Annotated in this window: 10 protein-coding genes; 3 read left to right on the forward strand and 7 right to left on the reverse strand. The window is 59.4% G+C overall.

The annotated features are described in order from the left end of the window. From ACVWYZ_RS03345 to ACVWYZ_RS03355, 3 genes are all read right to left on the reverse strand, one after another. Positions 1-2,211, reverse strand: a complete 2,211-nt coding sequence (locus tag ACVWYZ_RS03345) for a CHASE2 domain-containing protein (protein WP_457466028.1) — start codon at positions 2,209-2,211, stop codon at positions 1-3. 158 nt (positions 2,212-2,369) lie between these two features. Further along, positions 2,370-4,508 (reverse strand): polyribonucleotide nucleotidyltransferase, encoded by a 2,139-nt coding sequence (locus ACVWYZ_RS03350; RefSeq protein WP_414349690.1) that lies wholly within the window; start codon positions 4,506-4,508, stop codon positions 2,370-2,372. Positions 4,509-4,567: 59 nt separating this feature from the next. After that, positions 4,568-4,849, reverse strand: coding sequence for a MoaD/ThiS family protein (locus tag ACVWYZ_RS03355; RefSeq protein ID WP_414408120.1), 282 nt, complete (start codon positions 4,847-4,849; stop codon positions 4,568-4,570). A gap of 282 nt (positions 4,850-5,131) precedes the next feature. Between ACVWYZ_RS03355 and ACVWYZ_RS03360 the strand changes: the two genes are divergently transcribed. Together ACVWYZ_RS03360 and ACVWYZ_RS03365 are read left to right on the forward strand one after the other, a co-directional pair. Beyond that, the gene (locus ACVWYZ_RS03360) at positions 5,132-6,034 is read left to right on the forward strand and encodes an arylamine N-acetyltransferase family protein (protein ID WP_457466031.1); all 903 of its coding nucleotides are present in this window, start codon (positions 5,132-5,134) and stop codon (positions 6,032-6,034) included. A gap of 59 nt (positions 6,035-6,093) precedes the next feature. Next, the gene (locus tag ACVWYZ_RS03365) at positions 6,094-7,734 is read left to right on the forward strand and encodes a 2-isopropylmalate synthase (RefSeq protein WP_414373361.1); all 1,641 of its coding nucleotides are present in this window, start codon (positions 6,094-6,096) and stop codon (positions 7,732-7,734) included. On the opposite strand, the gene ACVWYZ_RS03370 is transcribed toward ACVWYZ_RS03365, so the two are convergent. From ACVWYZ_RS03370 to ACVWYZ_RS03385, 4 genes are all read right to left on the reverse strand, one after another. Next, positions 7,731-8,792, reverse strand: a complete 1,062-nt coding sequence (locus ACVWYZ_RS03370; protein ID WP_414373362.1) for an ABC transporter ATP-binding protein — start codon at positions 8,790-8,792, stop codon at positions 7,731-7,733. The genes ACVWYZ_RS03365 and ACVWYZ_RS03370 overlap by 4 nt on opposite strands. A gap of 132 nt (positions 8,793-8,924) precedes the next feature. Continuing rightward, on the reverse strand, positions 8,925-9,128 hold the full coding sequence (locus ACVWYZ_RS03375) for a phycobilisome linker polypeptide (RefSeq protein ID WP_414373364.1): 204 nt from the start codon (positions 9,126-9,128) through the stop codon (positions 8,925-8,927). A gap of 167 nt (positions 9,129-9,295) precedes the next feature. Beyond that, positions 9,296-9,781: an allophycocyanin subunit beta gene (apcB, locus tag ACVWYZ_RS03380; RefSeq protein WP_414373367.1), complete on the reverse strand. Its 486-nt coding sequence runs from the start codon at positions 9,779-9,781 to the stop codon at positions 9,296-9,298. Between the two features lie 63 nt (positions 9,782-9,844). Next, complete coding sequence (locus tag ACVWYZ_RS03385) at positions 9,845-10,330, reverse strand: globin family protein (protein ID WP_414373368.1); 486 nt, start codon at positions 10,328-10,330, stop codon at positions 9,845-9,847. Positions 10,331-10,649: 319 nt separating this feature from the next. Between ACVWYZ_RS03385 and hslO the strand changes: the two genes are divergently transcribed. Next, positions 10,650-11,609 carry an Hsp33 family molecular chaperone HslO gene (gene hslO, locus ACVWYZ_RS03390; RefSeq protein ID WP_414357280.1) on the forward strand — a complete coding sequence of 320 codons (960 nt, stop codon included), beginning with the start codon at positions 10,650-10,652 and terminating at the stop codon, positions 11,607-11,609. Positions 11,610-11,633 lie beyond the last annotated feature (24 nt).

An 11,633-nucleotide genomic window follows, 5' to 3' on the forward strand; every position in this document is an offset into this window, starting at 1 on the left:
TTACAGCGGCATCTCCCAGTGCAGCTCGACATGGGTGTGGCCTTCCGGGGTGCGGGTGCGATGCCAGGATCCCTTGGGTAGATAGCGGGCGATGGTGTTCATGGCCTTGCTGCCGTAGCCGCCGCTGAGGCCGGGAGCGTACTCGATACCATCGTTGACCACGGAAAGGCAGCAGTGGCGCTCCGTTTGGGCCAGCGACACCTTGACAAAGGAAGCATTGCCTTTGGGGGGTTGTACATGGGCGATGACATTGCCGATGGCCTCCCGCAAAAAGCGCAAGATGTCTTCTCGCTGATCAAACCACTCACCGGTGTTGGGCTCCTGCAGCGGTTGCAGTTGCCGCTCTACAGATAGCGTTAGGCTGCCCGATTGGATCAGTTCATCCAGATAGATCTCGATGCCTCGATGCAGCCCTTCTCGTAAGCTGGGGGAGATGCGCAGCTTGGCAGCTAGAGTGCGCACATCGTTGAGCTGATTCCGGATCCCGCGTCCGATCCTCTCCAGTTGTTCGAGCAGGTGGTCGTAGACGGCGGGGTCGGGCGACCTGCCTTGCTGCTGCTGCCATTGCAAGCTCTCCAAGTCGTCCATCACCACCTTCAACTCCTGCAGCTCCCGATCGTGAATGTCGGTGGCTACCCGGTAAAGCAACTTGCGGGCTTGGTCGATAGCTGCCTCCTGTTCGGCCCGACGCAGACGCTCCAATTCCTGCTGTTGGGCCAAGAGCCGCTCCTGATTCTCCACAATGATCAAAGTGAGCAGCAGGCTTACCCCCGTTAGCCCACTGGCCAAGGCTGGCAAGACGAGAGGCCAAACCCAACGCCACAGCAGAAACTGGGCCACAGCCAACCCTTCGTAAACGGCAAGCCCTACCATGGGTCGCAGGAGAAACTGCTGTTGCTTCCAGCCCCAATGGCTCAAAAGTGCTCCGCACCGCTGACGCGAACGTAGGGGGGGACGATAAAGCACCAAGAGCAGTCCCGTTCCCACTCCCAGCAGCAAAACCACCGCAGCCGCCACCCCCTCTGGCACAGATTGGTAGACCTCTCCGGTGAGCAGGCTGGAGAGGATTTGCGCCTGCAACTCCACCGCCGCAATCTGGGATCCATCCGCAGTCCGCACCGGGAAGGTCTCTGGATAGCCGCCCACAAAGCCCACCAGGACAATTTTGTCCCGCAGTTGGTCGGCAACTTCGGGGTCAAGGGGAGGGATCCCTTCTTGGCCGCGGCAGGCTTGGCTGGGGTTGACCAAAGTGCTCCGCACCGCTGTCGCGACTGAGCCAGCAGACCCGGATCCTGCTTGTGGAACAGCCGGAGGGCAAACCTGTTCGATGGGGATAATGGGGATCCCGTGCTGGGATCCGAGGGGGTTGAATTGGATCGGCTGCAACCCCCGCTCGCGAAACCAGCGGCTGGCCCGCTCCGGGTCGTATTTGGCAAAAGCCAGAGCCTCGACCGAGGCGAACATCTGCTCCTCTTGGCTGTCGCGGCGCAGGTAGAGCCCCCGCAACTGGGCCTGGCGCAGGATCCCGGCCCTATCCACCCGATATTGCACCACCCCCTGCACATGCTCTGGCGGCACCAGGTACTCCAGCCGCAGAGAAGAGAAGGGCAGAAAATGGTTGTAGATGTTAATCTCGGAGCGGCCAAAGCTCTCGCTGCTGCGGGTGGCCAGGACCAAGCGATCTGGGTAGCGCTGCACCACCTGACGCAGAGGGGCATCTAAGTTCTCGTTGCCCAGGTTTTGAGGTACCACAAAGCTGCTGGGCAGGTTTAGCACCACCACCCTGGCCTCAGCTTCTTCCAGTAGACGCAACGTCAGGCCGGCGTAGTTGGCCCGTTCCAGAAGGAAGTCAACTTGATGTTGGCCAAGGTGCTCTGCACCACTGGTGCGGCCATTGCTTTCCCCCTGTCCGCTGTTCCCGTTAGCGGGAACGTGCTCCGCACCGCTGTCGCGATCGAGTCCTATACGACCATCAATGCCGACGATCACCACCTCGGGAGAAGGCTGCTGAGGGCCACGCCAAGCGTACAGCCACTCCTGGGCGTCGCTCTCCATCCGCACCAACAAAGGATGCTGAGCAGAAAGGTTAAGCAGAGCAGCCCAACCCAAGCCCCAAGCCAACGCCCAGCCCAGCCGCCGCCGGGAGGGGGACAGTCGAGCTGGAGAAGTATAGCCCTGGCCAACGAGAAAGGGAGGGACGGGATCCGGCATATTGCAAAGGGCTTTGCACCGCTGACGCGACCACACGAACGGCAGTGCAGACGCGAGCCAGCTAAAAAGCGCATGGAGTTTTCTCTGCCATTTTGGCCGCTGCCGGCGGCTGTCGAGGGGATCCCTGGCCCCCCCGTTGCTGGGGGAAAACCGCAGCCTCAGTGGTGATGGTTGCGCACCCGCGCTGCTTCCTCAGGGCTAATGCCGAGGCGAGTGAGGTTGATGCGGCCTTTGTGATCGATGCTGCGCACCTTGACCACCACCTCATCCTCCACAGCCACCTCATCTTCCACCCTGCCGACGCGGTACTCCGCCAGTTGCGAAATGTGGATCATGCCTTCTTTGCCGGGCAAAAACTCCACAAAAGCGCCGATGGGGATGATGCGGGTCACCTTGCCCAAATACACCTGCCCCTCTTCCACCCGCCGCACCAGATTTTCGATCATCTCCCGAGCGGCTTCGGCTTGCCCCCCCACCGAGGAAGACACGGTGATCGTGCCATCGTCGCTGATGTCCACCTTGGCCCCCGTCGCTTCGGTGATGCCGCGCACCGTCTTGCCGCCAGGGCCGATAATCTTGCCGATATCCTCGGGATCCACCTTGAACGTGAGCAGACGGGGAGCTGTTTTGGCCAACTGGGGTCGAGGGGCGGCAATGGTCTCCAGCATCTTGTCGAGGATGAACTCGCGCCCGGCCTTGGCTTGCCGAATGGCCTGCTCCACCACGTCAACGGTGATGCCGGTGATTTTCATGTCCATTTGCAAAGCAGTGATCCCCGCCCGCGTACCGGCCACCTTGAAGTCCATGTCCCCCAGAAAGTCCTCGATCCCCTGGATGTCGGTGAGGATGCGCACCTCGTCCCCCTCCTTAATAAGGCCCATGGCCACCCCGCTGACCGGCGCTTTGATCGGCACCCCAGCATCCATTAGGGAAAGAGTAGAGCCACAGACGGATCCCATCGAGGTGGAACCATTGGAGGAGAGCACTTCCGACACCACCCTCACCACGTAGGGAAACTCCTCTTCCTTGGGCAGCACCGGCACCAAGGCCCGCTCCGCCAGCGCCCCATGACCGATCTCCCGCCGTCCCGGCGAGCGTGAAGGCCGCGTTTCTCCCACCGAAAAGCCCGGAAAATTGTAGTGGTGCATGTAGCGCTTCTCATCCACCGGGTGCAAGTCGTCCAGCTCCTGGGCATCGCCGGGGGTGCCGAGGGTAGTGATGGAAAGGACTTGGGTGAGGCCGCGATTGAACAAGGCACTGCCGTGAACCCTTGGGATCAAACCCACCCGGCAAGAGACCGGTCGCACCTCGTCCAGCTTGCGTCCATCCACCCGCACCCCCTCTTGCAGGATTTGCTGGCGCATCAGCTTCTTGAGCAGAGCCTTGAACTGGTTGTCCAACTCTTTGGGGTTTTCCAGAAGATAGAGCCGCAAGGGATCCCCCTCTGGCCGTTCCTGGATTTGGGCCTCCAGCTTGGCCTTGAGCTCCTCCAGTTGCTGTTCCCGGCTGGTCTTGTCCAAAAACTGCCTGAGAATGGAGCGAATGCCCTCCTGAGCCTGCTCTTCTACAAAGGCAATCAGCTCCTCGTTTTTGGGGGGAGGGGGCAGCTCTACCGGGGTGATGTTGAGATCCGCCAGGACTTGCTGTTGGGCTTTGAGCAGCTCCTGGATGGCCTCAAAACCAAACTCGATGGCCTCCACCACATCCTTTTCCGGCAGTTGGTTGGCCCCGGCTTCCACCATGATCACGCCATCGGCACAGCCGGCCACCACCAGATCCAGATCGCCCGCCTCAATTTCGGCATAGGTGGGGTTGAGGATAAATTCATCCTTGACCAAGCCCACCCGCACCGCCGCCACGGGGCCATTGAAGGGGATGCGAGCGCCGTGAATGGCTAACGAGGCTCCCAAAATACACAACACATCGGGCGGCACCGTATCGTCCACCGAGAGGGTGGTGGCCACCACCTGCACATCATCCCGCAGCCATTCCGGGAACAACGGACGAATGGGTCGGTCTATTAAGCGAGAGATCAAAGTGGCCCGTTCCGGTGGCCGGCCTTCTCGCCGCAGATATCCCCCTGGGATCCGCCCCGCTGCGTAGAGGCGCTCTTCGTAATCGACCAACAAGGGCATAAAATCAACGCCAGGCCGGCCTGGCTGCCGTGTGGCGGTAACCAAAATCGAGGTTTCGCCCGAAGTCAGCCAAACCCCGCACCCTGCCTGGGGGGCCATCAGCCCAATATTGATGTCAATTTCCCGCCCATAAAAGGAAATCGACCGAGTGTATTCTGCCATGTAACGCTTCGCCTTCTTTTTTTCTTGCCGCTATCGTAGCATTCTCCTTTTGCTCCTTTTCAGCCCCCGCTGACCGGAGGGATCAGAACGACTTCGTCTCCCGCCGATAGGGGAGTGTCGGCAGCTACAAAATTGAGGTTGAGACCGAAGCGCGTTTGGGAGCGCCAAGGAGCCAAGCTGGGGTAGCGCTGGATCAGTTGATCGCACAGTTGCCCGACGGTGGTACCGGGGCTCACCTGCAGGCACATTTCAGTTTGTCCGATCACTTCTTGATAGATGGCAAAGAGCTTCAGCGTGATGGAAAAAAGCTCATCGGGGGCTGGATTTTGGGCAGCAACCATCGACAGTGCTCCCACCTGCTTTGAACGATCTTGTAGACAATCTTGGGCAATCTTTGGCCGGTTTGTCCACCAGAATCCTCTGCCCATCTCCTACTCATCAGGGATCCCCACAACCCCAGAAAAATCGGCTCTGGAGAAGCGAAAAAATACCCGCCTCCTAGATCCCGGTGAGGGGTTGGGGCGTCGCCCAAACAAAACTGTTCTTTTAGCTCTGGCCGGGGATCCGGGGCAAGGCTAGGGTAGGCCAAAAGCTTGCTTGGCAGCCAACCGGCTTCTGTGCTGATGCTAGAGCCACTGACCCCCTCCCAAATCAGGGCCTACTTGGATCGGATTGGCTACGTTGGCCCCACCCAGCCCACCCTGCAAACCCTCCGCCAGATCCACCTAGCCCACCTGCTGCGGGTGCCGTTTGAAAATCTGGACATTCATCGGGGTCGTGCCATTCGCCTGGAGCGGGATCCCCTGTTTCACAAGATTGTCCGGGAGCGGCGGGGTGGGTTTTGCTTCGAGCTGAACAGCCTGCTGGCCGCTGCCCTGCAGGGGATGGGGTTTTCGGTACACCTACTCTCAGGACAGGTGAGCCGGTCGGAGTTCGATGTCCGCTTTGGGCCTGAGTGCGACCACTTGGCTGTGCAGGTGAACATTGGCGATACAGCCTGGCTGGCAGATGTGGGGTATGGGGATGCCTTTCGCGAACCGCTGCGGCTGGGGGATCCTGGGGTTCAGGCCCAGGCTGAAGGACGCTACCGCCTCACCCCTTGGCCAGGGAATCCCACCGCTCGTCGGTATTGGCTCGTTCAGCAGGAACAGCCGGATCACACCTGGAAAACTCTGTTTCTTCTGGATCGGATCCCACGCTCCCTGCAGGAGTTCGAGCCCATGTGCCGCTTCCACCAAACTTCGCCAGAATCGATGTTTACTCGGCTCCGCCTTTGCACCCTAGCCACTCCAACCGGACGGATTACCCTCACCGCCCGCGCCAATGGCTCTTTCAAGTGGATCGAGACCACTCCAGAAGGCCGCCGGGAACGCCCTCTCAAGGACGAGAAAGAGTATGAACAACTGCTCGCTTGCGCCTTCGGGATCCACCTTTCTCCATCTCCTTCTGCCGCCGAGGAACGCAGGGAAAACAAGCCAAATGGCAATTTAACAGAGCCCACCCCAATCTCCCCCGAGCCAGGTTAGAACCCCTGCCAGTTAATGTCAAAATAGTAAGGCAATGTTTCGTTATCTCAGTAACCGTTATGGATGCTGCCGCGGTCGCTGCGTTTGATGGCCAAGCTTTGGATCACGTACTCATTTTCGACACCACCCTGCGAGACGGGGAGCAGTGCCCCGGCGCCACCCTCAACACCGAAGAAAAGCTGGCCATTGCCCGGCAGTTGGCCCGGCTGGGCGTCGATATCATCGAAGCGGGATTTGCCTATGCCAGCCCTGGTGACTTTGAGGCCGTGCAGAAGGTGGCCGAGCAGGTGGGAACCCCCGATGGCCCTGTGATTTGCAGCCTGGCCCGTGCCCTAAAGCCGGACATTGAGGCCGCCGCCGCCGCCCTGAAGCCTGCTGCCAAGCCCCGCATCCACACCTTCATCTCCACCTCAGACATTCACTTGAAGTATCAGTTGCGCAAAACCCGCGCCGAAGTGCTGCAAATTGCCGAGGAGATGGTGGCCTACGCCAAGTCCTTCGTGGACGATGTGGAGTTCTCCATGATGGACGCCACCCGCTCCGATCCCGAGTTCCTATACCAGGTGATTGAGGCGGCCATTCGGGCGGGGGCTACAACCATCAACATCCCCGATACCGTCGGCTATGTCATGCCGGAGGAGTTTGGCCAACTGATCAAGGGCATCCGCGAAAATGTGCCCAACATTAAGCAAGCGATCCTTTCCGTGCATGGCCACGACGATCTGGGGGTTTCGGTGGCCAACTTCTTGGAAGCGATCAAGCAGGGCGCACGTCAGGTGGAAGTGACGGTCAACGGCATTGGTGAGCGGGCCGGCAACACAGCGCTGGAAGAGTTGGTGATGGCCCTGCACGTGCGGCGCAGCTACTTCAACCCCTACTTCGGCCTGCCGGTGGACTCCGAGAAGCCTCTCACCCACATCAAAACCCAGGAGATCTATCGCACCTCCCGCCTGGTCTCTAACCTCACCGGCATGTTGGTGCAGCCCAACAAGGCCATCGTCGGCTCCAACGCCTTTGCCCACGAATCCGGCATCCACCAGGACGGCATGCTGAAAAACCGCCAGACCTACGAGATCATGGACGCCCAGACCATTGGCCTGCAATCGAGCACCTTGGTGTTGGGCAAGCACTCGGGCCGCAATGCCTTCCGCACCCGCCTGAAAGAACTGGGATTCGAGCTGTCGGAGCAAGATCTGAACAGAGCCTTCTTGCGCTTCAAAGAACTGGCCGACAAGAAAAAAGAAATCTCCGACCTGGATCTGGAAGCGATTGTTAACGACGAAACTCGCCCGGTGCCGGAGCTCTATCGCCTGGAGCATGTGCAAGTGGTGTGTGGCAATCGGGAAGCTCCCACCGCCACGGTGCGGCTGGTAACCCCGGAAGGAGAAGAGCGGGTGGACGCTGCTGTGGGCACAGGCCCGGTGGATGCGGTGTACAAGGCCATCAACCGCATCGTCAATATCCCCAACAAGCTGATCGAGTTTTCCGTCCAATCGGTTACCGCTGGCATCGACGCCATTGGGGAAGTCACCATCCGCCTGCGCCACGAAGACCGCATCTTTTCCGGCCATGCCGCCAACACCGACATCATTGTCGCTTCTGCCCAAGCCTATATGAATGCCCTCAACAAGCTCTACTCTGCGCTGCATGCGGCGCGCTCCACTCCTGAACAACGGGAGGCCGCCACACAAAAAATCTAAAGGTGCTCTGCACCGCTGGTGCGAACGCTTTGGGGGCTGCCAGAAGGGATCCCGTCCGCAAACACCCGCCCGATCACTTCCTCAATGGGCGGGTCGGTTACCGTTAGATCCAGCACCTCCAGCTCCGCCAACAGCTTCGCCACCGTCTGGGTAAGCTGCTCCCGCTGCACCCAAAGCCGCGCCTCACAGCCGCCGGCCTCTCCATCCGTGCGCACCTCTCCATAGAGCTGCAGTTGAGCCACAGGGCAAGGGCGGGCCAATTCCAACTTCACCTCTCGGTAGGGGGCAAAGCGCTCCAGCAGCCCCTCGAGGTCGCCATCGTAGATGAGCTGCCCCGCGTTGATGACCAGCACCCGTTGGCACAGCGCAGTAATATCGGCCATGTAATGGCTGGTCAACAGCACCGTTGCTCCGTAGCGGCGGTTGTAGTCCCGCAGAAATTGCCGCACACCGGCCTGAGCGTTGACATCCAACCCCAAGGTGGGCTCGTCCAAAAACAAAATCTGCGGGCGGTGCAACAGAGCCGCCAACAGCTCCGCCTTCATCCGCTCCCCCAGCGAGAGCTTGCGCACCGGTTGCTTCAGCTTGCTTTCTAGGTCGAGCAGCTCTGCCAGCTCCCCCACCCGAGTTTGAAACTCTTTTTCGGGGATCTCGTAAACGGCAGCGTTGATGCGCAGAGAGTCCATCGCCGGCAGATCCCAGATGAGCTGCTGCTTCTGTCCCATCACCAGGGTGATCTGCCGCAAAAAAGCCGGCTCCCGGCGGTAGGGCACATGGCCGACCACCTGCACCGTGCCGCCGGACGGATAGATTAAACCGGTCAACATCTTGAGGGTCGTGGTCTTGCCCGCCCCGTTGGGCCCCAAGAATCCCACCATCTCCCCCGGCTGAACTTGAAAGCTCACGGACTGCACCGCCGGGATGTAGCGATAGGTGCGACGAAAAAAGTGGCGCAAGGTGCCAACCACTCCGGGATCCTTGACGGCCACTGGATAAACTTTGCTCAGGTTGTGGGCGGCAATGATTGGCTCCAACCGGGTCGGAACATCAGTTGACATCTGTCCTTACCCCCACGAAATAGCCAGACCCGCTACCCCAACCCCAAGGGCAAATCTTCTGGAGCTGGGCATACCGGATCTGGAGAGGGCTATTCTCAGTATCTGAGGGAAAGGAACGACTGGATAGGGGAACTACAACAGTCCTACATCCATCCCGGGCTTACCCGTGGCCAGCTCCACCTTCAGGATGCGGCCACCCGATTTCTGGATGCGCTGCTGCTCCCGAAACCAGTTGTCGTAGGGCACCAGCTTGGTGAAGTAGGTATTTTGCAGCTCCCGCTGAGTGCGAATCCGGGTTTGGCTGGGCACACAGGCCGTGATCTTAAACATGCGCATGATATGGGATCCCTGCTCAACAACGAAATGGGCTATCTCGACCAGCAGAACAGGCGACTCACCTCAGAAAGCTCGCGTACCGCAGATAGCACACCAGATCCCTGTGGCAAATCGCCCGTCGTGCTCGTTGGACAATGAACCTCACGCCGAGGCAATGACGCTGGCAGTTAGCTCAGGCCAGAGCAGATGTAATCGAAGTACACCCCCATTTCCTTGCCGGCATCGGCACCCACCAGAGCGGCAGTCACTTCTTTCATGGCTTGGATGGCCTGGATGGTGGCCCCAATGGGTACCCCCAGCGAATTGTAGGTTTCCTTGAGTCCGTTCAGCACCCGCTCATCCAGAATAGAGGGATCCCCGGCCAGCATGGCGTAGGTGGCATAGCGCAGGTAGTAGTCCATGTCGCGGATGCAAGCGGCATAGCGACGGGTGGTGTACATGTTGCCACCGGGACGGGTGAGATCGGAGTACAGCAACGCCTTGGCAGCAGCATCCTTGACGATGGTGGAAGCATTGGCAGCAATGGTGGCAGCCGCCCGCACCCGCAGCTCGCCCGTGGCGAAGAAGGCTTTCAACTTCTCCATAGCCGAGCTGTCCAGATACTTGCCTTGGACATCGTAGCTGTTGATCACAGCGGTAATTGCGTCTTGCATGATGAGCTTCCTAAATCCAAATCGGTGAACAGCAAAAGGTTGTGCGGCAAGAACAATGAGGGACTAGCCCATTGCCCCTACCACAAAGTCGAAGTAGTAGCCAGCTTCAGCCGCATCGTCAGGAGAGAGCAGACCCATGGCCACCTGCTTCATTTGACGAATGCTCTCGGCCACCGCCGGAATGGGTGTGCCCAGGGAGTTGTACATCTCGCGGACACCCACCAGGCCGATCTCTTCAATCGGGGTGACATCGCCGGCAATGATGCCGTAAGTGATCAGGCGCAGGTAGTAGTCCATATCCCGCAGGCAAGTCGCCGTCATCTCTTCCCCGTAGGCATTGCCCCCCGGAGAAACAATGTCGGGGCGCTTCTGGAAGAGTTGGTCGGCAGCTTGTTTGACGATGCGCTCACGAGACTCGGTCAAGACTTGAGCAATGCGCAACCGCTTCTCGCCCGAGGTGACAAAGGACTTGATCCGATCCAGTTCCCCCGGGCTGAGGTAGCGGGCCTCCGCGTCCGCGTTCACAATCGATTTCGTAACAACACTCATGGATATCCATCCTCAAGTCGATTTTTTAAAGAGTATGACGAGCATACCCGCAAGCTATTTTCCGATATGCTTGCCGTCTGCCATCTCAGATCTTCACACTTCTTAAAATCTCTCCCAGAAAAGGGCCGTCCCGCTGGCGCGACCAGTGTTGCGTAGGTCTTTCAGAGCGGACAGTCTCATTCCCGCCCCGATGGGACAGTTCCTTCCCCAAAGTCCGGCAAGAGAGGGATACAATCTTAACGTTAGAATAAAGGAGAATGAAGGTTGAGTTGCCAGGGGATCCCTGCAGGCTTGACTTAAGACATGCGTTGAGGTTGCGATGACGGATGCCTCTGGGTCAGAACGATTGAAGCGAGCGAAAAGCATTTCTGAGGGTACGCCCTCATCTCTTCCGGATCACCTGATCCGGGCCACGGCGGCAGAAGGCAAAATTCGGGTGGTGGGCTTGGTGTCTACCCAGGCGGTACAAGAGGCACGGGAACGGCACAAGCTGTCCTATGTCGCGACGGTGGCTCTGGGGCGGGCCATGAGTGCAGCCCTGTTGCTAGCGGCCAACCTGAAGCGGCGCCAGGCGCGGATTAACCTGCAACTGAAAGGAAATGGCCCCTTGGGCAACATCTGGGTAGATGCCGGCTTGGATGGCACGGTACGCGGGTATGTGAGCAACCCCGCCATTGAGCTTCCCCTCACTGCCGAGAGCAAGTTGGATGTAGGCCAAGCCGTTGGGCGCTATGGCTACCTACACGTGCTGCGGGATCTGGGGTACGGCCAGCCCTACACCAGCGCGGTGGAGCTGGTTTCGGGAGAGGTGGGAGACGATATCACCTACTACCTCTCCTCCTCAGAGCAGATTCCCTCGGCAGTCCTTCTGGGGGTAAACCTTGACTCGCAGCGGGTACGTGCCGCCGGTGGGGTGTTGTTGCAACTGATGCCAGGGGCGCCGGCCAGTCTGATTCCGGAGATGGAGGCCCGTTTGGCCAAAGTGGAAGAGTTTAGCCCGATGTTGGCTTGCGGCGGCGGCTTGCGGGAGCTGTTGCAACTTTGCCTGGGCGACCTGGATCTGAAAATTGCGCCGGAAATGCGCACCATCCGCTTCTACTGCAAGTGCAATTCCGACCGGGTGAAGGGGGCTCTGCGCATGTTGGGGCGGGACGAATTGCTCGATATGATCCACACCGATAAGGGGGCAGAGGCAGTTTGCCACTTTTGCAACGAGGTTTATCGCATCTCAGAGGATGAGCTGCGCTCGATTGTGGCGGAGATGTCGGCCACCCCCTAATGGCAAAATGATGGCCAACTACGG

The sequence above is a fragment of the Thermostichus sp. MS-CIW-37 genome, assembly GCF_054060065.1.